Source organism: uncultured Pelagimonas sp. (genome assembly GCF_947498515.1).
Classification (GTDB): Bacteria; Pseudomonadota; Alphaproteobacteria; order Rhodobacterales; family Rhodobacteraceae; genus Pelagimonas.
On the sequence record NZ_CANMKO010000009.1, the window covers coordinates 143480 to 169717 of the forward strand.

Annotated in this window: 26 protein-coding genes; 16 read left to right on the forward strand and 10 right to left on the reverse strand. The window is 57.1% G+C overall.

The window, feature by feature from the left end:
• The first annotated feature begins 126 nt into the window (after positions 1-126).
• Both Q1A43_RS17375 and gltB read left to right on the forward strand, forming a co-directional pair.
• Complete coding sequence (locus Q1A43_RS17375) at positions 127-576, forward strand: GFA family protein (protein ID WP_299937256.1); 450 nt, start codon at positions 127-129, stop codon at positions 574-576.
• Positions 573-5108, forward strand: a complete 4536-nt coding sequence (gene gltB / locus Q1A43_RS17380; protein WP_299937258.1) for a glutamate synthase large subunit — start codon at positions 573-575, stop codon at positions 5106-5108. The genes Q1A43_RS17375 and gltB overlap by 4 nt, the downstream gene beginning before the upstream one ends.
• A 359-nt stretch (positions 5109-5467) precedes the next feature.
• On the opposite strand, the gene Q1A43_RS17385 is transcribed toward gltB, so the two are convergent.
• Positions 5468-5689, reverse strand: coding sequence for a hypothetical protein (locus Q1A43_RS17385; RefSeq protein WP_299923098.1), 222 nt, complete (start codon positions 5687-5689; stop codon positions 5468-5470).
• On the opposite strand from Q1A43_RS17385, the gene mtgA reads away from it, so the two are divergent.
• Both mtgA and Q1A43_RS17395 read left to right on the forward strand, forming a co-directional pair.
• On the forward strand, positions 5688-6305 hold the full coding sequence (gene mtgA, locus Q1A43_RS17390) for a monofunctional biosynthetic peptidoglycan transglycosylase (protein ID WP_299923100.1): 618 nt from the start codon (positions 5688-5690) through the stop codon (positions 6303-6305). The two genes, Q1A43_RS17385 and mtgA, sit on opposite strands and share 2 nt — an antisense overlap.
• A gap of 87 nt (positions 6306-6392) precedes the next feature.
• The gene (locus Q1A43_RS17395; protein WP_299937260.1) at positions 6393-6998 is read left to right on the forward strand and encodes a hypothetical protein; all 606 of its coding nucleotides are present in this window, start codon (positions 6393-6395) and stop codon (positions 6996-6998) included.
• A 179-nt stretch (positions 6999-7177) separates the two neighbouring features.
• Here the strand turns inward: Q1A43_RS17395 and Q1A43_RS17400 are convergent, their stop codons facing one another.
• A complete protein-coding gene (locus Q1A43_RS17400; protein WP_299937262.1) occupies positions 7178-7909 on the reverse strand; it encodes a WYL domain-containing protein in 732 nt (243 codons plus the stop codon).
• A 70-nt stretch (positions 7910-7979) separates the two neighbouring features.
• Here Q1A43_RS17400 and Q1A43_RS17405 point away from each other — a divergent pair, with 70 nt between their 5' ends.
• A complete protein-coding gene (locus Q1A43_RS17405; protein ID WP_299937264.1) occupies positions 7980-8312 on the forward strand; it encodes a hypothetical protein in 333 nt (110 codons plus the stop codon).
• Between the two features lie 97 nt (positions 8313-8409).
• Here the strand turns inward: Q1A43_RS17405 and tmpT are convergent, their stop codons facing one another.
• Positions 8410-9048 (reverse strand): thiopurine S-methyltransferase, encoded by a 639-nt coding sequence (gene tmpT / locus Q1A43_RS17410; protein ID WP_299937266.1) that lies wholly within the window; start codon positions 9046-9048, stop codon positions 8410-8412.
• A gap of 169 nt (positions 9049-9217) precedes the next feature.
• On the opposite strand from tmpT, the gene Q1A43_RS17415 reads away from it, so the two are divergent.
• The 4 genes from Q1A43_RS17415 to msrA all read left to right on the forward strand — a co-directional run bounded on the left by Q1A43_RS17415 (position 9218) and on the right by msrA (position 12168).
• The gene (locus tag Q1A43_RS17415; RefSeq protein WP_299923111.1) at positions 9218-9883 is read left to right on the forward strand and encodes a glutathione S-transferase family protein; all 666 of its coding nucleotides are present in this window, start codon (positions 9218-9220) and stop codon (positions 9881-9883) included.
• Between the two features lie 80 nt (positions 9884-9963).
• Positions 9964-11031, forward strand: a complete 1068-nt coding sequence (gene queG, locus Q1A43_RS17420; protein ID WP_299937267.1) for a tRNA epoxyqueuosine(34) reductase QueG — start codon at positions 9964-9966, stop codon at positions 11029-11031.
• Between the two features lie 193 nt (positions 11032-11224).
• Positions 11225-11674: a peptide-methionine (R)-S-oxide reductase MsrB gene (gene msrB, locus Q1A43_RS17425; protein WP_299923115.1), complete on the forward strand. Its 450-nt coding sequence runs from the start codon at positions 11225-11227 to the stop codon at positions 11672-11674.
• Positions 11671-12168, forward strand: coding sequence for a peptide-methionine (S)-S-oxide reductase MsrA (gene msrA / locus Q1A43_RS17430; protein ID WP_299923117.1), 498 nt, complete (start codon positions 11671-11673; stop codon positions 12166-12168). The genes msrB and msrA overlap by 4 nt, the downstream gene beginning before the upstream one ends.
• Before the next feature lie 1053 nt (positions 12169-13221).
• Here the strand turns inward: msrA and Q1A43_RS17435 are convergent.
• Entirely contained in the window at positions 13222-15255 is a 2034-nt protein-coding gene (locus tag Q1A43_RS17435; protein WP_299937270.1) for an NADPH-dependent 2,4-dienoyl-CoA reductase, read from the reverse strand.
• 274 nt (positions 15256-15529) lie between these two features.
• Between Q1A43_RS17435 and Q1A43_RS17440 the strand changes: the two genes are divergently transcribed.
• Entirely contained in the window at positions 15530-15940 is a 411-nt protein-coding gene (locus tag Q1A43_RS17440) for a hypothetical protein (protein ID WP_299937272.1), read from the forward strand.
• Here the strand turns inward: Q1A43_RS17440 and Q1A43_RS17445 are convergent.
• Positions 15912-16529: a class I SAM-dependent methyltransferase gene (locus tag Q1A43_RS17445; protein WP_299937273.1), complete on the reverse strand. Its 618-nt coding sequence runs from the start codon at positions 16527-16529 to the stop codon at positions 15912-15914. The two genes, Q1A43_RS17440 and Q1A43_RS17445, sit on opposite strands and share 29 nt — an antisense overlap.
• Positions 16530-16766: 237 nt before the next feature.
• Between Q1A43_RS17445 and Q1A43_RS17450 the strand changes: the two genes are divergently transcribed.
• On the forward strand, positions 16767-17999 hold the full coding sequence (locus Q1A43_RS17450; protein ID WP_299923125.1) for a lytic murein transglycosylase: 1233 nt from the start codon (positions 16767-16769) through the stop codon (positions 17997-17999).
• 151 nt (positions 18000-18150) lie between these two features.
• On the opposite strand, the gene Q1A43_RS17455 is transcribed toward Q1A43_RS17450, so the two are convergent.
• Positions 18151-18453 carry an SH3 domain-containing protein gene (locus Q1A43_RS17455; protein WP_299937276.1) on the reverse strand — a complete coding sequence of 101 codons (303 nt, stop codon included), beginning with the start codon at positions 18451-18453 and terminating at the stop codon, positions 18151-18153.
• Positions 18454-18726: 273 nt separating this feature from the next.
• Here Q1A43_RS17455 and Q1A43_RS17460 point away from each other — a divergent pair, with 273 nt between their 5' ends.
• Positions 18727-19860 (forward strand): ferredoxin--NADP reductase, encoded by a 1134-nt coding sequence (locus tag Q1A43_RS17460; protein ID WP_299937279.1) that lies wholly within the window; start codon positions 18727-18729, stop codon positions 19858-19860.
• A gap of 123 nt (positions 19861-19983) precedes the next feature.
• Here the strand turns inward: Q1A43_RS17460 and Q1A43_RS17465 are convergent, their stop codons facing one another.
• Positions 19984-20415, reverse strand: coding sequence for a MarR family transcriptional regulator (locus tag Q1A43_RS17465; protein WP_299923130.1), 432 nt, complete (start codon positions 20413-20415; stop codon positions 19984-19986).
• Positions 20416-20637: 222 nt separating this feature from the next.
• Positions 20638-20877: a hypothetical protein gene (locus Q1A43_RS17470; RefSeq protein ID WP_299923132.1), complete on the reverse strand. Its 240-nt coding sequence runs from the start codon at positions 20875-20877 to the stop codon at positions 20638-20640.
• Positions 20878-21195: 318 nt separating this feature from the next.
• Between Q1A43_RS17470 and creD the strand changes: the two genes are divergently transcribed.
• Together creD and Q1A43_RS17480 are read left to right on the forward strand one after the other, a co-directional pair.
• The gene (gene creD / locus Q1A43_RS17475) at positions 21196-22680 is read left to right on the forward strand and encodes a cell envelope integrity protein CreD (protein WP_299937282.1); all 1485 of its coding nucleotides are present in this window, start codon (positions 21196-21198) and stop codon (positions 22678-22680) included.
• Positions 22681-22755: 75 nt separating this feature from the next.
• Positions 22756-23454 carry a hypothetical protein gene (locus tag Q1A43_RS17480; protein WP_299923136.1) on the forward strand — a complete coding sequence of 233 codons (699 nt, stop codon included), beginning with the start codon at positions 22756-22758 and terminating at the stop codon, positions 23452-23454.
• A 35-nt stretch (positions 23455-23489) separates the two neighbouring features.
• Here the strand turns inward: Q1A43_RS17480 and Q1A43_RS17485 are convergent, their stop codons facing one another.
• Positions 23490-23936 (reverse strand): DUF4399 domain-containing protein, encoded by a 447-nt coding sequence (locus Q1A43_RS17485; RefSeq protein ID WP_299923139.1) that lies wholly within the window; start codon positions 23934-23936, stop codon positions 23490-23492.
• A 177-nt stretch (positions 23937-24113) separates the two neighbouring features.
• On the opposite strand from Q1A43_RS17485, the gene Q1A43_RS17490 reads away from it, so the two are divergent.
• Both Q1A43_RS17490 and Q1A43_RS17495 read left to right on the forward strand, forming a co-directional pair.
• Positions 24114-25025: an AEC family transporter gene (locus tag Q1A43_RS17490; protein WP_299937284.1), complete on the forward strand. Its 912-nt coding sequence runs from the start codon at positions 24114-24116 to the stop codon at positions 25023-25025.
• A 4-nt stretch (positions 25026-25029) separates the two neighbouring features.
• On the forward strand, positions 25030-25563 hold the full coding sequence (locus Q1A43_RS17495; protein WP_299937286.1) for a hypothetical protein: 534 nt from the start codon (positions 25030-25032) through the stop codon (positions 25561-25563).
• Here Q1A43_RS17495 and Q1A43_RS17500 read toward each other — a convergent pair whose 3' ends face one another.
• On the reverse strand, positions 25564-26100 hold the full coding sequence (locus tag Q1A43_RS17500; protein ID WP_299937288.1) for a dihydrofolate reductase family protein: 537 nt from the start codon (positions 26098-26100) through the stop codon (positions 25564-25566).
• Between the last annotated feature and the right edge of the window lie 138 nt (positions 26101-26238).

The window sequence follows — 26238 nt, forward strand, 5'->3', positions numbered from 1 at the left end:
GCATCGAGAATGCGCCCTCCCGTCACGCGAAAAGCGTGCCGACGACTTTGGCGCACCTTTGGGTGCGACGGGACGGTCGGGCGCGGCCCGGCCTGAAGGCCGGGCGGTACGATGCGGAGGTCCGTTATGTCTGAGAAAACCGGACAATGCCTCTGTGGTGCTGTCAAATTGACGGCGAAGAATGTGCCGAGCACGTTCAACATCTGCTATTGCGACATGTGCAAACGCTGGGCCGGTGGCCGCTGGATGGGGCTTCATGTTCCCAAAGGTGACTTGGCCGTGACGGGCATGGATGCGGTCACGACGATTGTCTCTTCGGACTGGGCAGAGCGCGCGTTTTGCAACACATGCGGCAGTTCGCTTTGGTACAAACTGACCGAGGGGCCATATGCGGATGCTTGTAGCATTAGCGTTGGCCTTTTGGATGACACCAGCGATCTGACGCTGAAGAACGAATATTACACTGATCGAAAAACCTGTGCTTACGATTTCCCCAAAGGGCGTAAGCAACTGACCGAGGCGGAAGTGCTAGCACTGTTTGCGCCCACTGACGCCGAAGAAGGAGAGCCAGAATGACCAAATATGATGAAAATTGGGTCGCAGCCGAGAAAGCCAAGCGCGCATGGATGGCCGAAAACGGCCTTTATGACGAAAGCGAAGAGCATTCGTCTTGTGGTGTTGGTTTGGCGGTGTCGATTGATGGCAAGCCGAGCCGCAAGGTGGTTGAGGCCGGTATCACTGCGCTGAAAGCGATTTGGCACCGCGGCGCGGTTGATGCCGACGGCAAGACCGGTGACGGCGCGGGCATTCACGTGCAAATCCCGGTGAATTTCTTTTACGATCAGGTCGAGCGCACAGGGCACCGCCCGCGCAAAGATGAGCTGATTGCGGTGGGGCAGGTGTTCCTGCCACGTACCGATTTTGGCGCGCAAGAGACATGCCGGACCATCGTGGAAACCGAAGTTCTGCGCATGGGGTACTACATTTATGGCTGGCGCCATGTGCCGGTGCATGTGGCGTGCTTGGGTGAGAAGGCCAATGCGACCCGCCCTGAGATCGAGCAGATTTTGATCTCGAACTCTAAGGGTGTGGACGAAGAGCAGTTTGAGCGTGAGCTTTATGTGATCCGTCGCCGGATTGAAAAGGCGGCTGCGGCTGCGGCCGTGGGTGAGCTTTATATTGCGTCGCTGTCGTGCCGGTCGATCATTTACAAGGGCATGATGTTGGCCGAGCAGGTGGCGGAGTTCTATCCCGACCTGCAGGACGAGCGGTTTGAATCGTCTTTCGCGATTTATCACCAGCGGTATTCGACCAACACCTTCCCGCAGTGGTGGTTGGCACAGCCGTTCCGCATGTTGGCGCATAACGGCGAGATCAACACGCTTAAGGGCAACGTCAACTGGATGAAATCGCACGAGATCCGCATGGCGTCGGCGTCGTTTGGTGATTTCGCAGAAGACATCAAGCCGATCATTTCCAACGGCGCGTCGGATTCGGCGGCTTTGGATGGGGTGTTTGAGGTGCTGGTGCGCGCGGGTCGTAGCGCCCCGATGGCGAAAACCATGTTGGTCCCTGAAAGCTGGTCCAAGCAGGCGGTGGAATTGCCGCAGGCGTGGCGCGATATGTATAGCTATTGCAACGGTGTGATGGAGCCATGGGATGGCCCGGCCGCCTTGGCGATGACCGATGGCCGTTGGGTTTGTGGTGGTCTTGACCGGAATGGTCTGCGCCCGATGCGTTATGTTGTGACCGGTGACGGGATGCTGATCGCCGGGTCGGAAACCGGGATGGTGCCGACCGATGAGGGCACGGTTCGCGAAAAAGGCGCGCTTGGGCCGGGTCAGATGATTGCGGTCGATATGAAAGACGGCAAGCTCTACCACGACACTGAAATCAAAGACCGCCTGTCTTCGGCGCTGCCGTTTGGCGAGTGGGTTCAAAAGATCACCGAGCTTGACGGGCCATTGGGTGCGTTGACCGAGAAGGCGATGTTTGAGGGCGCGGAATTGCGCACCCGTCAGATCGCCGCCGGCTATAGTGTTGAAGAGCTTGAGCAAATCCTTGCGCCGATGGCCGAGGATGGCAAAGAAACGTTGGCCTCGATGGGGGATGACACCCCAAGCGCGGTTCTGTCGAAGAAATACCGCCCGCTGAGCCATTATTTCCGTCAGAACTTTAGCCAGGTGACCAACCCGCCGATCGATTCATTGCGCGAATATCGCGTCATGTCGCTTAAGACGCGGTTCGGAAACCTCAAGAACGTTTTGGATGAAAGCAGCGCGCAGACCGAGATTTTGGTTCTGGACACGCCGTTTGTTGGCAACGCTCAGTTTGATGAGCTGCAAAAGCAGTTCAACTCGCCCTGTGTGACCATTGATTGTACCTTTGAAGCGGGTTCCGGTGCGCTTCGCGAAGGCTTGGATCGTATCCGTTCGGAAGCCGAAGACGCGGTGCGCTCGGGTTCCGGCCACATCATCCTAACCGACGAAAACGTTGGCGCGGACAAAGTGGCGATGCCGATGATCTTGGCCACCAGCGCGGTGCATAGCCATCTGACCCGCAAGGGCCTTCGGACCTTCTGTAGCCTCAACGTGCGCAGCGCCGAATGTATCGACCCGCATTACTTTGCGGTTCTGATCGGCTCGGGTGCGACCGTGGTCAACGCCTATCTGGCCGAAGACAGCCTTGCCGACCGGATCAATCGCGGGTTGCTTGACCTGACCTTGACCGAAGCCGTTGCGAAGTATCGCGAAGCGGTGGATCAGGGCCTTCTCAAGATCATGTCCAAAATGGGGATTTCGGTGATTTCCTCCTATCGTGGTGGTTTGAACTTTGAGGCCGTTGGCCTGTCGCGGGCGATGTGTGCAGAATTCTTCCCCGGCATGATCAGCCGTATTTCTGGCATCGGCCTTGGCGGTTTGCAGAAAAAAGCCGAAGAAATCCACGCCTTGGCCTATGCCAATGGTCAGGATGTCTTGCCGATTGGTGGTTTTTACAAAGCGCGTAAATCCGGTGAAACCCACGCGTGGGGCGCACAGACCATGCATTTGCTGCAATCGGCCTGTGACCGTGCCAGCTATGAGATGTGGAAGACCTATTCCAAAGCGATGCAGGCCAACCCGCCGATCCATCTTCGCGATCTGTTGGCGATCAAGCCCTTGGGCGAGCCGATCAACATCGAAGAAGTGGAAAGCATCACTTCGATCCGCAAGCGTTTCGTGACGCCGGGCATGTCCCTTGGCGCGCTGTCGCCTGAGGCGCATAAAACGCTTAACGTGGCGATGAACCGGATCGGTGCAAAGTCGGATTCCGGTGAGGGCGGCGAAGATCCGGCACATTTTGTACCGGAGCCAAATGGCGACAACCCGAGTGCGAAGATCAAGCAGGTGGCCTCGGGTCGGTTTGGTGTCACAGCCGAATATCTGAACCACTGTGAAGAGCTTGAGATCAAGGTAGCTCAGGGCGCGAAACCCGGTGAGGGTGGTCAGCTTCCGGGGATGAAAGTCACCGATCTGATTGCGCGTCTGCGCCATTCGACCAAAGGCGTGACGCTTATTTCGCCGCCTCCGCATCACGACATCTATTCGATCGAAGACCTTGCGCAGCTGATCTATGACCTTAAGCAGATCAACCCGCGCTGTAAGGTGACGGTGAAATTGGTGGCGTCCTCGGGCGTTGGCACAATTGCCGCCGGTGTGGCCAAGGCCGAGGCCGATGTGATCCTGATTTCGGGTCACAATGGCGGCACAGGTGCCTCGCCTGCGACCTCGATCAAACACGCCGGTTTGCCATGGGAAATGGGTCTGACCGAAGCGCATCAGGTTCTGGCGATGAACAAGCTGCGCGACCGGGTGACATTGCGGACCGATGGCGGTTTGCGCACCGGGCGTGACATTGTCATGGCGGCGATGCTGGGGGCCGAGGAGTATGGTATCGGCACCGCGGCGCTGATCGCGATGGGCTGTATCATGGTCCGTCAGTGTCAGTCCAACACCTGCCCGGTTGGGGTTTGTACGCAGGATCAAGACCTGCGCGACAAGTTCACCGGTTCGGCGGATAAGGTTGTGAACCTGATCACCTTCTACGCACAAGAAGTGCGTGAGATTTTGGCCTCGATTGGTGCCAAAACCTTGGACGAAGTGATTGGCCGTGCTGATCTGTTGTCTCAGGTGTCGCGTGGGTCCGAGCATCTGGATGACCTGGATTTGAACCCGTTGTTGATCCGTGTCGATGGGTCGGATGACATCGTTTATGACCGGGATCGTGGTCGTAACGAGGTGCCTGATACGCTAGATGCGGAGATCGTGCGCGACGCGGCCCGCTTCCTTGAGGATGGGGAGAAGATGCAGCTGTCTTATGCGGTGATGAACACCCATCGGACCGTGGGCACACGGACATCGAGCCACATCGTGCAGAAGTTCGGCATGCGCAACGCGTTGCAGCCCGATCATTTGCACGTCAAGCTGACCGGCTCGGCGGGTCAGTCGTTGGGGGCCTTTGCGGCACCGGGGCTGAAGATCGAAGTGTCGGGTGATGCGAACGACTATGTTGGCAAGGGCCTTTCGGGGGGCACGGTTGTTGTGCGTCCACCGTTGGTGTCGCCGCTGACCGCGTCGGAAAACACCATCATCGGCAACACGGTTTTGTACGGTGCGACAGACGGTTACCTGTTTGCAGCGGGCCGCGCCGGTGAGCGTTTTGCGGTTCGGAACTCGGGTGCGAGCGTGGTGATTGAGGGCTGTGGCAGCAACGGTTGTGAATATATGACCGGTGGTGTTGCGGTGATCCTTGGCTCGATCGGGGCGAACTTTGGCGCGGGGATGACCGGCGGCATGGCGTATCTTTATGACCCTGAAGGTTTGGCCGATGATCTGATGAACATGGAAGGTTTGGTAACCTGTCCGGTGGTGACGCCGGAATGGGAAGCCCAGCTTTTGGGATTGATCGAGCGCCATGTGGCCGAGACCCGGAGCCGCAAGGGTGAGGAAATCTTGCAGAACTGGGATCTTGAGAAGGCCAATTTCGTGCAGGTTTGCCCGAAGGAGATGTTGGACAAGATCAAGCACCCGCTTGGGATTGAGGATCAACTGGCCGTTCCTGCGGAGTAAGTTAGAGCCTGTTCAGTTCAAATGAATTCACCTAGCAGAGCGAACGCGTTGTGCTTTGCAAACGCTGCCTCGCGCTGCTGAGTGAATGCTTGAATCCGATCAAACTGAACACGCTGTAGACGGGTGCGGCGCTATTTGCGATGCAAAGGCGCCCCGCCCACCGTCCCATTTGGCGCTAAAGATAAAGCCCCGCTGACTTTGGTCGGCGGGGTTTTGCATTACGCAGGGTAAATTACCTTGATTTTGCCACAAATCCGGCACGCCTCCGGCAGGATTGGTGAGCAGGGTTAACGTATTGCAAAAGTGTGGGTGACGAGTGACCCAGTATTGTTTGAAAATGTTGCCCGGATGCCCCTGGTTTATTCAGTCCGGGATAGGGCACCCCGCGTCTGTGGGGTGCCGCGCTTTTCAGGTTTTGAGTCTGGTGTGTGGGCGGTATAGAACGTGATTATGGCAGCAAAGAAGACATCCCCAAAGAGCGGTAAAACGGCGGGTAAACCGCGCAAAGCGAAACCAGCGGCTCGGTTTCGGCCGATCCGATGGTTGATACGCAAGGCGATTTGGGCAGGAGTGATTGGCATGGGCATTATGATGTTGGCCGTGGTGATTTACGCCGGGCTTAATCCGCCGACGACCCATACGATGTGGTCCGAGGGCAAGCGTTTGGGCCATGTTGATCAGCATTGGGTCGATGTGGATGAGGTTGCGCCGGTGATGTTGCGGTCGGTTGTTGCGGCGGAGGACGCGAATTTCTGCAACCACTGGGGGTTTGACATGGATGCGATCCGGGCGGCGATTGCCGAAGGCGCGCAGCGTGGGGGCAGCACGATTTCCCAGCAGGTGGTGAAGAACGTCTATTTCTGGCAGGAGCGCAGCTATGTACGCAAAGCGCTGGAAGGGGTGATGACGCCGATGGTGGAAGCGGTGTGGAGCAAGCGGCGGATTTTGGAAGTTTACCTGAATGTGGCTGAATTTGATCAGGGTGTGTTTGGGGTTGAGGCGGCGGCGCAGCATTATTTTGGCGTGGCCCCGGATCGGTTGAGCGCGCGTCAAGCGGCGTTGTTGGCGGCCGTTTTGCCAAGCCCGAAAAAGCGCAGCGCCTCGCGCCCCTCGACATTTGTGAGCAAACGCGCGCGGGTTATTCAGGACGGCGCGGCGACGATCAAACGGGATGGGCGCGCCGATTGTTTTGAGTGAAAACAAGGTGTTGGCTTGGATTTTCGACGGCTCCAGGTTTTGTATGATTTAAACGCCGCCGCTCAAAGCATGGGCCGGAGCGCGATATTGGATCTTGATGATCTATCGGGGATGTCTGGGCGGTGGGATGCCGAGTTCAACGACGATGTGTGGGGTGACGCGGTTGGGGCGGAGGATGATCCCGACGGTTGTCTTGTGGCGTCGCTACAGCTTTTGGCGGGCGCGGTTTTAGGGTCGGACAAGGCGCAGGGGCTGGATTGGCTTTGGGACGAGAACCGCGATTTTTATCACGCGGCCCCGGTGATGGTGCGCGCGGCGATCATGCAGGCGCTGGGTTGGGTTGCCCGGTATGGCGGGCAGGTGTTTGAACCGATGCCCAATGCAGAGGCGCGTTTGTCGCGGGATTTGCCCGAGGTTGAAGCGCAACTGATTGCGGTGGCCAAGGCGATGACGGCGGAGGAAGTTGATGCCGTTACCAGGGTTGTTTGGTGCGATGACTGGCGAAGGCATAAGGCCGCTTTGCAAGGCATGTTGGCGAGTGCCGATGTGGCCTATCCGGCAGAGGACAAGACCTGGTATCCGGCAGAGGCGGTGGAATCGACCGCGCATATGCCTAAGTCTGTGGGATATGCCCCTTGTTTGGCAATTGTAGTTTTGATGCGGTGCGCGGCGGCGATGTGCGCGACTTTTTGATGGGCAGCTTTGGGCAGATTGTTCGGACGGCTCGTGAATTTCCGACGGTCCAACGGCGCGCAGTGATGGCTGGTATGCGGTATCTTTACGAGAGCAACTCCGATTGGGGCCCCGGATCAGAGATTCAGGTTGGTCTGCGGTCCTGTCTGGACAGCGCAATCATTTAACCATCCGAGCGGCTAAATAAGGGTGTTCGCCTCGATCGTGTCCTTGAAACGGTCCTGAGGGAGCAATTTGAAACGGTCTTCGGTTCCAGTCGCCGAAATGATCCGGTCGCATCGAAAGGTGCGCGGCGATTTGCGCAGGTGGTCAAAAGCGAGAACGTACCAGATCGGGTAGTTGAGCAGCAGGTAATGCGGTTCGATTGTGCGAGTAGAGGGTGTTGTGTCTTCGCGTTGATAGCGGATTGTGAGCGCGGATTGATCGAGAAAGGCCTGATGCAGGCGCTGAACGGCGCGAGGCGGGGCGCTTGCCTTTGTGGATTGAACATGGGGTGAGGCCGATGTGCCGATCAGGATACGGGATTTCAACCGCGCCACCCGCGCCCGTTTGTCAGGGGAAAACGAGGCGATCAGCTGGCGGCGGACCGACCCGAGCTTGGCCAGAAAAAGCGGCGATTGCATTTGTTCGGCGACGGCAAGGGAAATGAGCAAATCCACCGCTTCGGGGTAAGACAGGTTGAGCCGCCCAACGCCCCAGTGATGGTCAAGACGCACTCCGCCACCGCGGCCACGATCAGCCTCAATCGGGAGACCTTGGTCGCGCAGAATTTGCAAATCACGGGTGAGCGTTCGGTTGCTGACGCCGTGTTCCTTTGCCAGATCGGCAATGGTGTGCGGGCGATCCTGTTTCAGGGTGGCGGTCAGGCGATCCAGCCGCTCCAATCGGGTTAGGGCAGAGCTACGGGGCATTAAACAAATAGGTCATAAAATGACGTATTTAGCAATATCTGATGATCATCACAGGAATAGGAGATGACAGATGGAAAACGTCACAGTTTTTGCCCCGATCCGCTTGGCCCAAGGTAAAACCGAAGCAGATTTGCTTGCGGCGTCAGCGGTGTTTCAACGGGAGTTTGTGGATTTAGAACCGGGCGTTTTACGCCGAGAGTTGGTGCGCAAGCCGGATGGGAGTTATTTGGATATCGTGCAGTTTCGCAGTGCACAGGATTACGAAGAGGTCACGCGCAAAGAAATGCAATCGCCTGTTTGCGCTGCGTTTTTTGCGGTGATGGATATGAGCACGGCGGAGGAAGATATGGCGGCGATGGAGGTTATGGTCTCGCTTGAAAGCCATGTACGCGGGGCAGGTTAAAGAGAGCCGCGCAAGGCGGGCGCGTCTAAAATCCATCCATGGATTTTGCAAATTCCGTGCACGGAATTTGGATGCGCCCGGTCTTTGCGAGATCGCCCTATTTTCGGGTCAGGAGCCAGGTTTCTTCGAGGCCTTGGGTGCGTTCGCCGAGCGGGCCATCCAGCGGGTGTTGTGCCAGTTTGGTCAACGCGTAGGTCGCGGCGTAGTGGTTTATCAGCTCTGGCTGAGGGACAGAGAAAGGTGGGCCATCCGATAGGGTTTGGTCGTAGTCAAAGCTTATCAGAAGCTGGGGCGCGGATTGGGTGATTTCGGTGATATGCGCCGCGTATTGTTGGCGCGTTTCCGGGGGCAGGGCAACGATGGCGGCCCGGTCATAGATCGCATTGATAGGGCTGAGGAAGTCGGCGGTGAGGTCAAAAATGTCGCCGCAAAAGAGGGTGAGGTTGCCGGCAGATGTCCGGGTGAGCGCGCCGATGTTTTGTCTCTCGGGGATGAGGTCGAGACGATCAAAGACCTCATCGACGGCGTCTTGATGGAATTCGATGCCAATGACATGCAGGTCGCGGGACAGAAGCCAATCGAGATCGAGGCTTTTGCCGCAGAGCGGTACAAATACCGTGTCGCCGGGGCGCAGGTTGAGGGTTTTAAAATGGGTGATGAGCAAGGGGTTTGCCGCCGGTTCGTGAAAGCCTATCCGACCCTCTTGCCAGCGCGCTTGCCAGAATGATTTTTCCATAGGTGCCTCGTTTGCGTAATGATCAACGCGATGATTTGTAGAACTTGAAGTGTGATTTAGGTCAAGCGCCAAAATGCCGAAGTTGGATTCCCCCTATCAGGGGAGTTGAAACCCATGCGGTTTCGCGGATATTAGGGCAGTGTTTCCCGTATCAGGATAAGTGTCGCACATGGCCAAGCTCTATCACGTTCCGCTCTCTCCGTTTTGCCGCAAGGTACGCTTGTCGCTGGCGGAAAAGAAGATTGAATGCGAGTTGGTCGAGGAGCGCTATTGGGAGAAAGACGCCGATTTTCTGCGCCGCAATCCGGCGGCCAAGGTGCCGGTTCTGAAGATCGACGGCAAGACCATGGCCGAAAGCGCGGCGATTTGCGAATGGGTTGAGGAAAAGTACCCTGAGCCGAGCCTTATGCCGAAGTCGGCGGATGCGCGGTACGAGGTGCGTCGGATTGTGAGCTGGTTTGACGATAAGTTTCATAATGAGGTGACGTCGAAGCTTCTCTATGAGCGGGTCAACAAAAAGATCATGAAAGCCGGGTTCCCCGATAGTGGCAATGTCAAAGCCGGGGCCAAGGCGGTCAAATATCACCTCGACTATATGTCCTGGCTTTTGGATCATCGCCGTTGGTTGGCGGGGGATTCCATGACCTTGGCGGATTTTGCCGCCGCCGCGCATTTGTCATCGCTCGACTATATTTCGGATGTGGATTGGAACCGCTCTGAGGTGGTCAAGGATTGGTATGCCAAGATCAAGTCGCGTCCGGCGTTTCGGGCGATTTTGCAGGATCAGGTGCCGGGTTTCCCGCCGCCTGCGCATTATGCCGATCTTGATTTTTGATGTGGCGTTAGGGAGGGGCGCGGCCCCTCTTGGCCCATGCGGGCCAATTCACCCCGGGATATTTGGGGAAAGAAGAAACCATGAGTGGTGATCTCAAGGCGGCTTTGGTTGCAGAGGCCGAGGCGGTTGGATTTGCCGATTGCCGGGTCTGTCGCCCCGATGCGGTGCCGCAGGTTATGGAGCGGTTGCAGGCCTATTTGGACGATGGGCGGCATGGGCAGATGGGCTGGATGGCGGAGCGGGTGCATTGGCGCGGGGCACCAGATGCGCTTTGGCCCGAAGCGAAATCGGTCATCATGTTGGCAGAGAATTATGGCCCCGATGTCGATCCACGCGCGGTTTTGGAGCAGCGGGATTGCGGGGCGATCAGCGTTTATGCCCAGAACAAGGATTACCACGACGTTGCCAAAAAGCGGTTGAAGCGGTTGGGACGCTGGTTGATCGAGGCGGCGGGCAAGCAGGGGCAAGAGGCGCAGATCAAGGTGTTTGTCGATACCGCTCCGGTGATGGAAAAGCCGCTTGGCATGGCCGCCGGGTTAGGTTGGCAGGGCAAGCACAGCAATCTGGTCAGTCGCAAACTGGGATCGTGGTTTTTCCTTGGGGCGATCTTTACGACTCTGGAGTTTAAGCCAGATGAGGCGGGGGTGGATCGCTGTGGTCAATGCCGCGCCTGTTTGGATGTCTGCCCGACAGATGCCTTTCCGGCCCCCTATCAGGTCGATGCGCGGCGCTGTATTTCCTACCTGACGATCGAGCACAAAGGACCGGTGGATCTGGGGCTGCGCAAGGGATTGGGCAATCACATCTATGGCTGTGACGATTGTCTGGCCGCTTGCCCGTGGAACAAGTTTGCGCAGGTGGCCTCGGAGATGAAATACCATGCCCGTGATGAGTTGCTTGCTCCGAAGCTGGCCGAGTTGGCGGTTTTGGATGATGCTGGGTTCCGGGCGTATTTCGCCGGGTCACCGATCAAGCGGGTTGGACGCGATCGATTTGTGCGCAACGTGTTATACGCCATCGGGAACTCGAATGATCCCGCCTTGCGCCCCGTGGCGCAGAGCCTATGCGAAGATGAGGATGACACCGTCGCCGAGGCGGCGCGTTGGGCGGTGGCCGAGCTGGATCACTCCGGAGCGGCAGGCAGCTAGAGGGGCGTCAGGCTGCCATCCCGACGCCCCAGGTAATAGCCTAGTTCTTGGGAGAAATAGGGCTGTCACCCGCCGTTTACATAGGTGAACCGAGCGAATTTTGCGAGTCTTTCTCAAGCCTTCGTGAGCGATGTGACGCAAGGGTTTGCATCCGGGCCACGACGCCCTTTATCTAGGGGGTAGGAGAACGCGCATGACAAAATATGAGAAACGGGCCGAGGTGATTGAGACACTGACGCCGGAACAATTCCGCATCACGCAGCAAAATGGCACCGAACGCCCCGGCACGGGCGCCTATTTGGACAACAAAAAGACCGGTATTTATGTAGATATCGTATCGGGTGAGCCGCTTTTTGCCTCGGCTGCCAAATACGAGAGCGGCTGTGGGTGGCCGAGTTTTGTCAAACCGATTGAGCCGGACAATATCGTCGAGCTGCGCGACACCAGCGCCGGGATGATCCGCACCGAGGTACGCTCGCGCCATGGCGATAGCCATCTGGGGCATGTCTTTCCCGATGGGCCGATGGATCAGGGCGGGATGCGCTATTGCATCAATTCGGCCGCGCTTCGGTTTATCGCCAAAGAGGACATGGAAGGTGAGGGCTATGGCCAATACCTACACCAAGTGGAGGATGTGACATGAGCGAACGCGCGGTTCTGGCCGGTGGCTGTTTCTGGGGCATGCAGGATTTGATCCGCAAGCTTCCCGGTGTGGAAAAGACGCGGGTTGGCTATACCGGTGGCGATGTCGAAAACGCCACCTATCGCAACCACGGCACCCACGCCGAAGGGATCGAGATTTGGTTTGACCCGGCCAAGACCAGCTATCGCAAGCTGTTGGAGGTGTTTTTCCAGATTCACGATCCGACCACGGTCAACCGGCAGGGCAATGACGTTGGCATGTCGTACCGTTCCGCGATCTATTTCGTGACGGATGATCAACGCGCCGAGGCGATGAACACCATTGCCGATGTCGATGCCAGCGGGCTTTGGCCCGGCAAGGTGGTCACCGAAGTCGAACCGGTTGGGGATTTCTGGGAAGCAGAACCCGAGCATCAGGACTACCTTGAACGGTTGCCAAACGGCTATACCTGCCATTTCGCGCGGCCCGATTGGGTGTTGCCCAAGCGCGGGTAACGCAGATCGCCAAAACGCTTTGCTGAACCCATCATTGCCGTGCCCGTTTTGCGTTTTGGCATTGAGGGTTTTGGTGGCACGATAAAGAAGCCCCCGAATTGGTTTTCGGGGGCTTTTTGGCGCGTTGCCGATAGCGGCATTTTTTAGCGCCTTACGGGCAAGTTGCTCGGGCTATGCCAGCCCGGCCAGCATGAGCCGTGAAAGCCAAGATGCTGCGGTTATCATGAAGGTCTGCTACTCAAAGGGGCCAGACCCTAGGGACCTGAAAGGCATTCATGAGGTCATTGAGTGATTGTTGCGACAAGTTTCTAGATGAGTGGCCTCGGCTCCCCAATGTCCACGACGACATGATGAAAGAAGCCCGGTGCAAGTTGCGCGGATCGCTGGAAGATTGAGCTTGGCGTCGTGAAGCGTTTGAACACCCCAAAAAAACGGTGGTTCGTTATCAGCTTGTTTTCAAAGCATCCCGTCCCAAAGCGGCTTCTGCGATGGTTGCGACTGAGGGTGACGTCGATAACCCATCGACAAACAGGCGGTTGCAAGAGATGCACTATACTGGGTGCGCTTTGCCCCCAGAAACCAAGAGCTTTCCAAAGAACGTGTGTTGCTAACAACTCGAACAGATTTTGGACGAGGATGACCCGCTATTTTGGAGGTGTACGGCGAAAGCCCGCCTTCAAAAAGGTGGCCACACACTGCATCGAGTTAAGGTACAATTGGACGAGTCTAACGGGCTTCTTCGGATGCTTCTCTGGCGAAACGCGTGATCATGTTATGACGTCCTGAGCAACAGCAGACATTTTGACCTATACCGCGACTGGCAGCTAAATCACGCACTGTTGGCATCTCCCCGAGTGGTTCAGGCAAGGTTTCTCAATGACCGGCTTTCGCGGGAATGGCTATGTGAAATTGCACTGTGGGTGATTTGCGCTGGCTTGGTGGGCCAGCGTGATTTCGTTTTTTCGAGGGGTCTCACAAGGCCAGTGTTTTGCCCCGGTGAATCCTAGTTTGCCGGTTTGAACCGAAGCACAAAACCGGCAAGAGGCTGTTTTCTTAGGCGTCGACAAAGCCAACGGCCAGACGGACGCCTTGGTCGATGGCGCGCTTGGCGTCGAGTTCGGCGGCAACGTCGGCCCCGCCGATGACATGCACGGTTTGCCCAGCGGCCTCTAAGGCGTCGGCCAAGCTGCGCTCAGACAGCTGACCGGCACACAAAATGACGTTGTCACAGGCGATCACCTCGGGGTTTTCACGCGCCTCGCCATAGGAAATATGCAGGCCGTCATCGTCGATGCGTTCGTAATTCACACCCGCCTTCATCTGCACGTTTTTCATCTGAAGCGCGGCGCGATGGATCCAGCCGGTGGTTTTGCCTAACCGCTTGCCGGGCTTCTCTTTCTTGCGCTGCAACACCGTGACCTCGCGGATGGCGGCGTCTGGTTGCGGGCCTTCGGGTGCCAGCCCACCACGGGCGTCGGCCGGGTCGGTGACGCCCCATTCCTTCATCCATTCCGGTAGGTTTTCGGTCGGGCTTTCGTCCGTTACAAGAAATTCGGCGATGTCATAGCCAATGCCGCCGGCACCGATCACAGCGACCTTTTTGCCGACTTCGGCCTTGTGGCGTAGCACGTCGATATAGCTCAACACCTTTGGGTGATCTTGGCCGTCAATGCCGGGATCGCGCGGGGTGACGCCGGTGGCAATCACCACCTCATCATAGCCCTGCAACATCTCGGCCGTCGCCTCGGTGCCAAGTTGAACGTTCACGCCGGTTTCCTTGACCATGGTCGCAAACCAATCAACAAGGCCCCAGAATTCCTCTTTGCCCGGCACCTGCTTGGCCATGTTCAACTGACCGCCAAGCTCTTTTGCGCGATCGATCAATGTCACATCATGGCCGACCTGCGCCGCGGTCATTGCCGTTGCCAAACCCGCCGGTCCGGCCCCAACCACCGCTACCTTTTTCGGCGTGGCGACGGGGGATAGGTCGATCTGCGTTTCATATGCGGCGCGCGGGTTGACCAAACAGGTCGAGACTTTGCCCGCAAACGTGTGATCCAAACAGGCTTGGTTACAGGCGATACAGGGCGCGATGGTGTCGGCCCGACCCGCCGCCGCCTTGGCGACGAAATTCGCATCGGCAAGGAAGGGACGCGCGAGCGACACCATATCGGCACAGCCTTCGGACAAAACATCCTCGGCCACCTCGGGCGAATTGATCCGGTTGGAGGTGATCACCGGAATGCCAACCTTGCCCATCAGCTTTTTGGTCACCCAAGCAAAGGCGCGGCGCGGCACGCTTGTGGCGATGGTCGGAACCCGCGCTTCGTGCCAACCAATGCCGGTGTTCAAAATCGTCGCCCCGGCCTTTTCGATTTCCTGCGCCAGCTGCACAACCTCGTCGTGGGTCGAGCCATTGGGAATCAGGTCGATCATGCTCAGCCGGTAGATCACGATGAAATCGGGGCCAACCGCCTCGCGCACCCGTTTGACCACCTCAATCGGCAGACGCATGCGGTTTTCATAAGAGCCGCCCCAACGGTCTGTGCGTTTGTTGGTATGGGTAACAAGGAACTGGTTGAGGAAATAGCCCTCGGACCCCATGACCTCAACGCCGTCATATCCGGCGCGCTGCGCCTGGGCGGCGGAATGGGCGATATCGGCGATCTGCTTTTCGATGCCCTCTTCGTCTAACTCTTTGGGAGGGAAGGGGGAAATTGGCGATTTCACCGGACTGGCCGACACACATTCCGGCCCATAGGCATAGCGCCCGGCGTGCAAAATCTGCATCGCGATCTTGCCGCTCGCGTCATGAACACGGTCGGTAATCACCTTGTGATTGGCGATATCCTTGTCGGTGAAAAGCCCCGCCGCACCGGGAAAAACGCCGCCTTCCATGTTGGGGGCCATGCCGCCGGTCACGATCAAACCAACATCGCCGCGCGCCCGCTCTGCATAGAATTCGGCCACTGCGTTCCAGTCACCGCGCTCCTCAAGGTTGGTGTGCATTGACCCCATCAACACGCGGTTTTTCAGCGTGGTGAATCCCAGATCCAGCGGGGCTAGCATATGCGGGTAGTGGCTCATTTTGGCTCCTCCGTAAGCGCGCCGCCCGACGCTTTGAACCCTGTCACTGGGACCAAGTCCAAAGGGGGCGGCTTTGCCATCAGATCACACGATCCGCTTTACGTTGTCACCGCCTACGTCACGTCAGGAGCTTATTCAAACCTTACGTTACCTTAACCTAAGTCAAGGTAAGTTATGCTACAACGCATACATAACGTTTACCTTACTGATACATATTCTTACGAGTGATATGCTGACATTTGATCCAAGTTACCTTTTGGAACACTTCCCGAAAGTGTTTCAGAAAAAGGGCCAGTTTCGGGATGCCTTTTATGGCAAACTGCTTGAGCAGACGCCCGAGCTGCAGCCGCATTTTGACCGCTATCCAATTGCCAAAACCCATATGATGGAACGGTTTATGATGGATTTGGTCAAATCCGCTTCGACCGGCACCGGCATCGCCGATCTCGCGACCAGCTTTGCCGCCTCACATGGCAAGTTTCACCTTGTGGATCGCCATTTTACCGCCTGTGAAATCGCCATGAAACATGCGTTTTCTGAGGTCAGTCAGGACCAATCATCAATCCCCTCCGATGCGGAACTCAACTTCCATATGTTCTTGGAGATTGTCTTTCATGAATTGCGCAAAGCCGGTCAGAGCGCAGGGGAAGCCCCCGCTACCCTGACCGCTTACGCGCGACGATAAAGCGGCTGATGTTCTGCTTGGGAAAGAACATCATCTCTTCTACGTCGAACCCGGCGTCTTCCAACATCGCTTTCAATCGGTTTGGTCGCAAGGAATGAACCGGTTTGGGCGCTTTGCCGACCAGCTGCATTAACGCGATCAATGGGATGAACCATGGCTTATTGCCCAAACAGGGGGTCTTGGAAATGAACAGTCCGCCTTCGGGCAATTGGCTATGCACATGGGCCAGCGTCGCCTCGGGATCGGCGACCAGATGGATCAGGTTGAAAGCCAGAACTGCATCATAGTGGCCCGGCGCACGCCCGGCGTCGGCCACGTCAAAGGTTAAGTTCTCGACGCCATCCCCGACACGCTTTTCGTTGGCGATTTTGATCATTTCGCTCGAAATATCCGTGCCCGTATAGTGCCCCGCCGCATCGGCGAGTTTGAGCGCGGTTGTCCCGGTACCACACCCGATCTCCAGCACCGACATGTCGGGCGTGATCAACTCGCGCACCCGCGCCAGCGTCGCCTCATAGGCGGGCATGTTGCCAATTGGGTCATTGGCGTATTTGCGGGCGATCTTGTCCCAAAACTGTGCGTGTTCCATCGGGTTGTCCTATGCGCTGTGTTCAAATCTGACTGGGGCATAGTTAGGCGCCCTGCGTGGGTATTGAAATTGCCGCATTTGGCAGAGGGCCCATGCAATTCTGCATGTATCACCGCACAGCTGTCCAAAACCGGCCAATCCCCGCCACCGCGTTGCCCTACTCCTTAAAACCTCTGGCAAAACTGGCCAACCTGTTCACAATGGGGAAAAATCCCCTGTTTTGGAGCCTCATTGGTGATGCGTTTTCTCATTCTTGTCCTCTGCCTGACCGTCGTCCCGGCCATGTCTTCGGCCCAGGATCGCAAGGCCGTTGAGCGGCAATTCCAAACTTGGCTGCAACAAACCATTTGGCCCGCTGCGCGCAAAAAGGGCGTGTCGCGCGCCGTCTACGAGGCGTCTTTGTCTGGTGTGTCCTTGAATTGGAAATTGCCCGGCCTTGTGCCGCCGGGCGCAAAATCCGTACCGCGTCAGCAATCGCAGGCTGAATTTGGCGCGCCATCGCGCTATTTCCGCCGCCAATCTATTGATGGGGCTACCCGTGGTGGACGCCAAATGGCCAAGGTCCACGCCAAATCCTTGGCGGCGGCGGAACGCAAAACCGGGGTGCCGGGGCGGATTATTCTCGGCATTTGGGGGCGTGAAAGCGGGTATGGCAAGGTGCCGATACGCCACAACACCTTTGAAGTCCTTGCAACCAAAGGGTTTATGAGCACCCGCAAACCCTATTTCACCGGCGAACTCATCGCGGCGCTGCAAATCGTGCAGGCCGGGCATATTCGCGGTCAAAACATGAAAAGCAGCTGGGCGGGGGCCCTTGGTCAGCCGCAATTCATGCCCTCCAGTTTCCTCAAATATGCCGCCGATGGGAGTGGCGACGGACGCGCCGATATTTGGGGCTCCGAAGCCGATACCATCGCCTCGATTGCCAATTACCTCAAACGCCATGGTTGGCAAAAGGGTCGCGATTGGGGGTTCGAAGTCACGGTTCCCGCGACGGTCTCATGCGCGCTCGAAGGGCCGGATCAGGGCCGCAAATTCCGGGATTGGGCCAAGATGGGGGTGCGCCGCACATCTGGAAAACCGTTTCCAGACAGCGAGTTACGCCGCGATGGTTTCTTGCTAATGCCTGCCGGTCGTCACGGCCCGGCCTTTGTTGTCACGCCCAATTTCTACGTGCTGAAAGACTACAACACCAGCGATCTCTATGCGCTTTTCGTGGGCCATGTCGGGGATCGTATCCAATACGGTATGGGCGATTTTAGCGCGTCTTGGGGTAAGATCGACAAGATGCTGCGCTCGGACATCGCCGCGATGCAACGGGGTCTTGAAGCGCGTGGACATGATGTGGGCGGGGCCGATGGCCTTCCCGGCTACAAAACCCGCCGATCAATTGGACGCTGGCAAGAGGCCAACGGCCAAGCAGCCACCTGTTTCCCGCGCGCCAAAATGAAAGCCCAATTGGCGCGCTAAAGCGTAAACGAGGCCATGCCGACCAAGCGCCAATGGTGCCGTTTCGGTCAAAGTGATTGGGGGTTGAATCGTTCGAAGGGCAGAGACACCCTTGGCGGCTTATGCCGTTGGGTTGGCCGCTTTGTCATGGTCGCGCATGTCTGGCACCGCGTTACATTTTGCGCAGGTAAGCCCAAGAGACATGTCCTTTTAGCCCTCTGGCGCCCTTTAAGGATACACGACACCAACGCGTGCTACCGGTTTGTTGGCAGCTGTGGACCCGCAAGACGGTGCCGTTCGGAAGGCCAAGGATGACTTTGTAACCCGTCCCAGGGCCAGCCCGCATTTTCAACATATCGTCGTTCTCGACGCCAAAGACCTCATAAGCTCCGAGCGAGGCCGCCATTGCCGGTTTTGGGTCCAAGGTGGCCCCCAAGGTCATTGCGATCAACGCGACAAGGATAGCTTTGCTCATCGTTCTCTCCTGTGTCCTGTTTTTTGAAAGATGTAGTCGTTCAGGCCATCGCGCACAAACGGTTGTTGGGGGGCACAGGTTGTCGTTTTGCACAAACCGAAGGTCCGGCGCATTCCAGACAAGTGCCATTGGGCCAACGCCACGGTGTAGTTTGATCAAAGCCACCACACGATCTTGGTTGGGATCATTCGAATGAAGCACTCAGCATTTGCATTGCGTGCTATGTAAATGTATATAGCTTGCAATGTAAATGGAATCACTTTGGAGACAGCCATGAAAACCCGTGTCCATGCAATCGCAGGAGCACTTGGCCTTCTGACAATTCTCACCTTCTGGACCTCGACCATCATATCCGAGGTTTTTGGGTCCTATGAGACCATCGCCATGGTGAAGGGGATGATCCTAAAGGGGATGTTTATCCTGATCCCGGCGATGGCCATTGTCGGAGCATCGGGCGCGTCGCTTGGCAAAGGCCGACGTGATGCCTTGGTCTCAGCAAAAATGAAACGGATGCCGATCATCGCGGCCAATGGCCTGTTGATCTTGGTGCCCATGGCCTTTTTGCTGGAAGCCCGCGCTTCGGCCGGGACGTTTGACGGTCTGTTCTATCTGCTGCAGGGGGTTGAGCTTGTTGCCGGTGCCGTGAACCTGACTTTGATGGGTTTGAATATGCGTGACGGCATCCGCCTAAGTGGCAAAGGCACATCACAGGACGGTGTCAAACTGACCGGTCGTGAAACGGTTGCCGAGGGCACAATGGCCTTTCACATGACCAAACCTGAGGGGTTTGATCATAAGCCCGGTCAATGGATTCGGATGACTCTGCCGAACAATGGAGGTTCTCGTGTGCTTTCGATCGTCAGTGCACCGCACGAAGCGCAGCTGACCGTGGCAACCCGTATGACCGACAGTGCCTTCAAACGGGGTCTAAAAGACCTGCCCGAGGGGGCCGAATTGAAGATCGCCGGTCCCAGTGGCAATTTCACCTTGCATGAGGACGCGGCCGGCCCGGTGGTCTTTATTGCCGGTGGCATCGGGATAACGCCCTTTCTGTCGATGATCCGCCACGCGGCACAGACCAACTCAGCCCGCAACATGAAGCTATTCTATTCCAACCGTGATCCGTCCGCCGCGGCGTTCCTTGCTGAATTGGAAACCCTGGCAGCGGCCAATCCAAATTTCCAATTGGTCGCAACCATGACCGGGCTTGAGGCGGGCACTTCGGCATGGAACGGCGAAACTGGCCTTGTTGATCTCAAGATGTTGGCCCGGTACCTGCCTGATCCCAAGGCCCCGGTTTACTACTGCGTTGGCCCTGCTGGGATGGTCTCGGGGACCAAAGAGATGCTTGCGGGGGCCGGAATCGCCAATGATCGGATCGTCGTTGAAACCTTCACCGGTTACTAACGAAAGACTTCAAGTGATCCGCAGATGTGAGGCCCCTGTTCCAAAGGATCGGGGGCTTTTCCCGTGCAGATGTGTTCGGAAAATCAAGCGCCAGTCCAAAAGCTCGGATGACACAGCGACGATTTAGTCTTTTTGCAAAGCCTCAATTGTGCGTTGCATGAAGTTCACGAACTGCGTGCGCTCTTCTGGTGACAAGGCGACCAAAGCTTTGTCATTGACCATCGAAGCCGCTGTGTAGGCTTGGTCCCGAACCGCGCGGGCCTTTTGAGTCAGGCAGATGGTTTTTGCCCGCCGGTCCGTTGGATGATCCTTGCGTTCGATCAACCCGTCCCGCTCCATCCGGTTAAGTGTGTTGGCCATGGTTGCCTGTTCGACGTCGAGTTTTTCGACCAATTCCCGTTGCGTTTGCCCGTCTTGTTGCCACAGGGCCAGAAGCGCCGGAAATTGCCCGGGCACGATACCCAAGGGGTCAATTTCTGCGCGCAGTTCTTCAAAGAACAGCCGGGCCATATGGTTAACGAGATACCCGGCGGACGTGGTGTGATCGAAAGTCATGGGGGCAATTTATAATTGCATAGCAAGGAATGCAACTGGTTGCGGGCCGCGCGATCCTCTCACCGTTGCAGTTGTGTTTTCTGTGCAGTCACAGCAGTTTAATCGCCTTCAAAACCCGCTGCACGGGGTTTGCCGCGCCTGACGGTTTGCCCGCCCACATTTTGACAACGCCGTCCCACCGCGGTGGTCAAACTTTGCGATAGGGCAAAAAAAAGAGGCCGATTAATCGCCTCCGTCGCCGTCTCCATCATTGTCCCATTCGCCTCCGGGGTCAGAGGGGTCGGTGTCTGAGCGCCGCTCGCCGCCGTGCCATTCGACCCAGACGTAGGTGCCGTCGGCGTCTTGGCGTAGTGTTTTGCGCCGGACGCGATCCCGATAGATCGAGAAGGCGAATATGGCAATGACGAAGGCCCATTGGATAGGATCGAAATCCGAACCAGTGTCCCAGCTGAAGCTTAGCATCGCTAAGTCCTTTGTGTTGTTGTGGAAGGTTAGACGCAAAGCGTTTGCGGGGATGATCCGACGACAAGGGTTTGTTCCACCCGCGCCTCTTATCAATCCTGTTCAATCGAAACTGCTTCATGTCTGGTTATTTGCTAGCACGGGCAATGTAACAGAATTGCGACGCAGGCTTGTTTGTCCAAAACGCGTGCAAGGCGGAAACATGCCGGGCTGGTATTTTTACCCCTCGCGCCTGCGCAAAATCTGCACATCTTATGCGCAAGGTCTTTGCCGCCCGCGTGTCACAACCGGGGCGGAATTAAAAAGTAGGAGAGAGTGATGCTCAAATCCCCCGGTCGCCGGTTCATTATTGTCGGCATTCTTGTTTTATTGATGTTCATCCCGCTGTTTTTCGCAGCCGAAGTGATCAATTCACGCAAATTCTATTCCCAAGACACCATTCGCAATGTCGGTATGGAATGGGGCGGGCAACAGACCCTATCGGGACCGTTTTTGGTTATCCCGGTAGAGCGCGAGGTCACAACGTTGAAATCACGCCCCAAGATTGACCCCGACACCGGGTTGGTGATGACCCACCCGGACACCGGCGAAGAGCTTAAGGTGCGCTATGAGGAAACGGTGATCAAATCCGGGCCAAGCGTCTTTTTGTTGCCGCGCAAGTTTGATGCCGATTTGGCAACCCAAACCCAGATGCGGGCGCGCGGGATTTTTCAGGTCCCGGTTTATACGGCACAGGTGGGCATGGCGTTTGATTTCGACACAAGCGCGGCCGAGCCGTTGCTTGCCAGCAATGAGACCCTGTTGTGGGACAAGGCGCGGATCGAGGTCGAGGTTTCTAACAACAAAGCGTTGCGCGGCAAGGCCGAGATGTTGGCGGATGGAGAGTCCTTACCTATGGCGCCAATGGCCGGACGGCACGGGTTTACGGCCACCACGGGCGACCCGCGCGGGCGTGGCGAATACAATCTGGCGCTGGGCCTAAACGGGGCGCAAAGCCTTATGGTGACGCCGGTTGGGCTAACCAGTCAGATCAGCATGACAAGCGATTGGCCACACCCATCGTTTAGCGGTGCGTTTTTGCCCGATGGCCATGAGGTGAGCGAAAGTGGCTTTACCGCGAATTGGACAATCCCACATCTGGCGCGCCCTTTGCCGCAGGCGGGGCGCGAAGACGTGGCCGCCTCGGCGCGGCAGGTGTCGGGCTTTGGGGTGCGTTTGATCGAGCCGAATGATTTCTACCAAAAGGCCTATCGCGCCGCCAACTATGGCATCTTGTTTATCGCACTGACATTCCTGACGATCCTGTTGATCGAACGCGGCGCGGGCAAACCCGTCCATGCGGTGCAATACATATTGGTCGGCCTGACCCAATCGGTCTTTGTGCTATTGATGGTGGCCTATGCGGAACAGATCGGCTTTGCCGCGGCCTATGCAGTGTCTGCGGGGGCGGTGATCGCCTTGTTGACGATGTTTGGGTTTATGGCGCTGAAACTGGGGCGGCGGGCCTTGGTTTTGGGCGCGGTATTGGTTGTGGTCTATGCGGTGCTATACCTGATTCTGGATAGCGCGGATTACGCTTTGTTGGCCGGATCGACCTTTGCGTTCTGTGCGATTGCGTTGACGATGTTTGCCACCCGAAATGAGGATTGGTTTGGCCCCGAAAAGGAAAAAGGCCCCGGTTTGATGACGCGGATGTTTGGCCCGACGCGGCCTGTTGCGCCAGTCACTCCGCCAGTCACTCCGGTGGTTGGGCCTCCGAGCACTGGCCAAACCCCGCCTAAGGACCCGCCCAGGGACAGGTAAACCCCCATGGGCGAAGTCGCGCGCTTTTGCTATACTTATGGCGGAGCGCGCGACACCCTATGAAAGGACATCGCCATGGCAAAAGCCTCGACAAAAACCCAAGCCGAGAAGACAAAACCGGAATCGGTTCCATCGGCCTATCAGCCCTATTTGGACGGCGATCCACGCACCCGCGATCCGATGATTTTGCCGGAAGTGGATGGGTTGATGTTGTCCCTTCAAGGTGGCGTACGCAGCACCGTCGGCGATGATTTCGATTTGGCCGATGCGCCGGTGCCAATTGATCCGAAAACACTTAACCGCCATTTGATCAGCTGCACCGCCTTTACCCGTGACGTGAAGGGCAATGTCAGTTTCTTTTCCTCGCTGTTCAAAGCCGAGGCCGAGGGCAAAAAGGTTGGCGTGGTTCAAGAAGCCAAGGTGTTTTTCGTCAAGACGGATAGCAATGGCGTGGCGGTTGAGCATGGCGTCGCGGTGCGGTTGCAGGTGGATGCGTCTAAGTTCAGCGCCGAGGCCAATGTCTCGATCCCCAATATCGCCGCCGAAGCCCAACTTGGCATGAGCGATGCGCAGATGGAGATTAGCGTGCGCGGGTTTTCCGGGTTTTTGGGCGCTCTGTTGCCCGCACCCGATACGGTCAACCTAACCAGCTATGCCGCCTATATGGAGGCGTTCCAGAAGATACAAAAACACGTGTTTTGCGAAGAAAACGCCGAATATTTGGTGCCGGTGGTCTTGGGTAAGCACAAGCCGGTGGAACAGCTCGCTTCATAATGAAGGGCCCCGGTTTGCGCCGGGGCCTTTTGGGTTTACTCTACGGTGATGGTGATGACCTCGGACACGATGGGCGTGCTATGGGGCACATGTCCGGCGTCGCCCATAACCAATTGCAAGGTGTGCATGCCGGGAGAGAGATCAAGCGTGACCTCGGTTTGCCCGCCGCCGAAATGGCGGTGATGGTCATCCGAGGGCAGGCCCATCATCATTTCCTCTTTGCCATCTTCGCCCATGCCAAGCGGCGGGCGATCAATCAAAAGATGGTGGTGACCGGTGTTTTCTTGTTCGACACCAGCGGGCGCAACGCCCATCCCCGAGAGACCAAAGATCACAATCACCGGATTGGTCACCGTGTCACCATCGGACATATTGGCGAAATAGACATAGGCCCCGTCGGGCGCCGGGGTTTCGCCACCCTCGGCCCAAAGCGGCGAAGAGAGCATCAATGAGGTGGCAACAAGCGCAGTTCGAAAAAACATGTTTGGCTCCAGTTTGATGGAATCGAATAAGGTGAGCGTAGCATGACTCTTTTGTTTCCCTAGCGTCAATTTTGCGGGCTTGCGTGTGACCGGGCTTTGGTGTTTTCAGAACGGGCTACGTGCGCGGCCTCTTGGCCGGGTCGGTTTTGCGCAGGTCATTTCTGAAATGGGGCCACGATGATTTTCACCACAATCCTACTTGGCCTGCTGCCGTCGTTTTTGATGGTTATCCTTGGTGGTTTGCTGCGCAATCGGCTAAGCGAGAATGCTTGGCAGGGGTTGGACAAGCTGAACTTTGAAATCCTGTTTCCGGCGCTGATCTTTGTTGCGGCCTCGGGGCGACCCATTGCCGTGGCGGATGTGTTTCGCATCGCCCCAGCGGTCTGGGCGATCTTAGCGGCGGGCATGGCGCTTGGCTATTTGGCGCGCCGCTATGGGCCCGAGCGGTTCTTGGATTTCGCCGGCGGCTGGCAAACCGCGTGGCGGTTCAACACGGCCATGGGGTTTATCGCCGTGGCGGTTTTGCCGGGGGCCGATTTGGGGATTTTGGCGGTCGCCGTGGGCATGGCGATCCCGATGGCGAATTTGATGGCGGTGACGGCCCTGTCGCGCGGCGGCAGTTTGGGGTTGGGCGCGACGTTGAAAAAGATCGCGGTGAACCCGTTTTTATTGGCCTCGGTCTCGGGGGTTTTGGTCGGCCTGTCGGGGCTGAAAATCCCGGCCCCGGTTTTGGCCCCGGTTGAGATGTTGTCGGCGGCGGCAATCCCGGTGGCGTTGATTTCTATCGGGGCAACGATGGATTGGCGCGCTTTGGCGCGGCTGGATCGGTTCAGCGCGATATTATGTGGTGTGAAGTTGATTGCCCTTCCGGCGCTGACCTTTGCGGCCTGTGCCGCTTTGTCGGTTGAGGCCAGCCTTATGGGCGTGTTGGTTGTATTTGCGGCGTTGCCAACGGCGTCGGCGGCGCATGTTTTGGCGGCCGGGTTTGGCGCGGATCGCCGGTTGGTGGCGACATTGATCGCGCAAAGCACCTTGCTGGCGGCGCTGACCCTGCCATTATGGATCGCGGTTGTGATGTTGGTGGGGTAGGTGCATGCGCGGTTTGGTTCTGGTGGTGTTGTTTTGGTGCAGTGCGGCGGCGGTGGTGGCGGCGGATGACCGGATGGAGCGGCTGCGCAATGGTCAGGCGCTGGAGTGGATCGAGGCAACCGGCCATTGGGACGTGACCTTTTCGGATCGCCAGATGGTGATGATCTGCACGACATGTGATGGGATGGTTGAGGTCGTGTTGGAGGCTCTGCCGTTTCTATCAAACGACCGGCTCTGGCATTGGGAAGCCGATTACATGGCGGAGCGGAAACGGTTTTGTTCATCGCTTGTGCAAGAGGGCGGGCGTTGCCTTGGAACCGACAATTCGGGTTTCAGGGGCAGGGCACTGCGTGGGTTTCAGTCATCGCACGACCATCAGGGTGTCAAAACAACTGATGTCATTTGGTACAACAATAGCCGAGAATACGGGCCGGAGTTACTACGTACTCGGGTCAAAGCCGAACAGGGTCACGTGGCCCCAGAAGGAACCGCCAATTTGATCTATTCGGCCATGGCCCAACTGACGAATTATTGGTGACTAGCTGCGATCACGTCGATAGTGGCGTTTGACCATTTGCCGAAGCAGGATTTGGACATTGTCGAGCTCAAAGGCCAATTCGTGATCCAAGAGATCAAATAGACGGGTGCCGCCGCCAAGCAAGATTGGGATTTCGGTGAGGATCATCTCGTCGATCAGATCGGCATCCAGAAACCGGCGGATTGTGGCTCCGCCATCTATATAGAGGTTCTTGTGGCCAAGCGCGTCGGCCTTTTCCACGATGTCAGCGGGTTTGCCGCGCATCAGGGTGACGTGATCCTCAAACCCCTTGGGCACGTCGCTTAGGGTGCGGCTAAGGACAATCCCCGGTTTGGGATAGGGCCAGCCGATGCCGAAGCCCTGAACCGCTTCAAAGGTGGTGCGCCCCATCACCACCGCATCAATCTGCGTCATGAAATCGGCAAAACCCAAATCATCGCCATCCGGGTTGGGCACGCGGCTTAGCCACTCAAGCCCGCCGTTGCGATCAGTGATATAGCCATCAAGGCTTGTGGCGATGTAAACGGTGTTGGGCATGGCTGATTATTCCTGATTTCAAGCTCTGTTTATCAGACGTTCGGTTGGATGGCATAGGGGTTTGCCCGTTTCCAGAACAAAAACAGAGACCAATAAAACCCCGATATTGTCGCGGGCCTGCCCCAGTCCTGCCTGATT

Bases quoted from the DNA above. Each gene is read 5' to 3' on its own strand.
- creD (WP_299937282.1), top strand. From the start codon at position 21,196: ATGCTCAAATCCCCCGGTCGCCGGTTCATTATTGTCGGCATTCTTGTT.
- Q1A43_RS17465 (WP_299923130.1), bottom strand. From the start codon at position 20,415: ATGACTTTCGATCACACCACGTCCGCCGGGTATCTCGTTAACCATATG.
- tmpT (WP_299937266.1), bottom strand. From the start codon at position 9,048: ATGGAAAAATCATTCTGGCAAGCGCGCTGGCAAGAGGGTCGGATAGGC.
- Q1A43_RS17405 (WP_299937264.1), top strand. From the start codon at position 7,980: ATGGAAAACGTCACAGTTTTTGCCCCGATCCGCTTGGCCCAAGGTAAA.
- queG (WP_299937267.1), top strand. From the start codon at position 9,964: ATGAGTGGTGATCTCAAGGCGGCTTTGGTTGCAGAGGCCGAGGCGGTT.
- Q1A43_RS17450 (WP_299923125.1), top strand. From the start codon at position 16,767: ATGCGTTTTCTCATTCTTGTCCTCTGCCTGACCGTCGTCCCGGCCATG.
- Q1A43_RS17455 (WP_299937276.1), bottom strand. From the start codon at position 18,453: ATGAGCAAAGCTATCCTTGTCGCGTTGATCGCAATGACCTTGGGGGCC.
- Q1A43_RS17500 (WP_299937288.1), bottom strand. From the start codon at position 26,100: ATGCCCAACACCGTTTACATCGCCACAAGCCTTGATGGCTATATCACT.
- Q1A43_RS17400 (WP_299937262.1), bottom strand. From the start codon at position 7,909: ATGCCCCGTAGCTCTGCCCTAACCCGATTGGAGCGGCTGGATCGCCTG.
- Q1A43_RS17445 (WP_299937273.1), bottom strand. From the start codon at position 16,529: ATGGAACACGCACAGTTTTGGGACAAGATCGCCCGCAAATACGCCAAT.
- Q1A43_RS17385 (WP_299923098.1), bottom strand. From the start codon at position 5,689: ATGCCAATCACTCCTGCCCAAATCGCCTTGCGTATCAACCATCGGATC.
- Q1A43_RS17495 (WP_299937286.1), top strand. From the start codon at position 25,030: ATGCGCGGTTTGGTTCTGGTGGTGTTGTTTTGGTGCAGTGCGGCGGCG.
- gltB (WP_299937258.1), top strand. From the start codon at position 573: ATGACCAAATATGATGAAAATTGGGTCGCAGCCGAGAAAGCCAAGCGC.
- Q1A43_RS17470 (WP_299923132.1), bottom strand. From the start codon at position 20,877: ATGCTAAGCTTCAGCTGGGACACTGGTTCGGATTTCGATCCTATCCAA.
- Q1A43_RS17415 (WP_299923111.1), top strand. From the start codon at position 9,218: ATGGCCAAGCTCTATCACGTTCCGCTCTCTCCGTTTTGCCGCAAGGTA.
- msrA (WP_299923117.1), top strand. From the start codon at position 11,671: ATGAGCGAACGCGCGGTTCTGGCCGGTGGCTGTTTCTGGGGCATGCAG.
- Q1A43_RS17490 (WP_299937284.1), top strand. From the start codon at position 24,114: ATGATTTTCACCACAATCCTACTTGGCCTGCTGCCGTCGTTTTTGATG.
- mtgA (WP_299923100.1), top strand. From the start codon at position 5,688: ATGGGCATTATGATGTTGGCCGTGGTGATTTACGCCGGGCTTAATCCG.
- Q1A43_RS17485 (WP_299923139.1), bottom strand. From the start codon at position 23,936: ATGTTTTTTCGAACTGCGCTTGTTGCCACCTCATTGATGCTCTCTTCG.
- Q1A43_RS17460 (WP_299937279.1), top strand. From the start codon at position 18,727: ATGAAAACCCGTGTCCATGCAATCGCAGGAGCACTTGGCCTTCTGACA.
- Q1A43_RS17375 (WP_299937256.1), top strand. From the start codon at position 127: ATGTCTGAGAAAACCGGACAATGCCTCTGTGGTGCTGTCAAATTGACG.
- msrB (WP_299923115.1), top strand. From the start codon at position 11,225: ATGACAAAATATGAGAAACGGGCCGAGGTGATTGAGACACTGACGCCG.
- Q1A43_RS17435 (WP_299937270.1), bottom strand. From the start codon at position 15,255: ATGAGCCACTACCCGCATATGCTAGCCCCGCTGGATCTGGGATTCACC.
- Q1A43_RS17480 (WP_299923136.1), top strand. From the start codon at position 22,756: ATGGCAAAAGCCTCGACAAAAACCCAAGCCGAGAAGACAAAACCGGAA.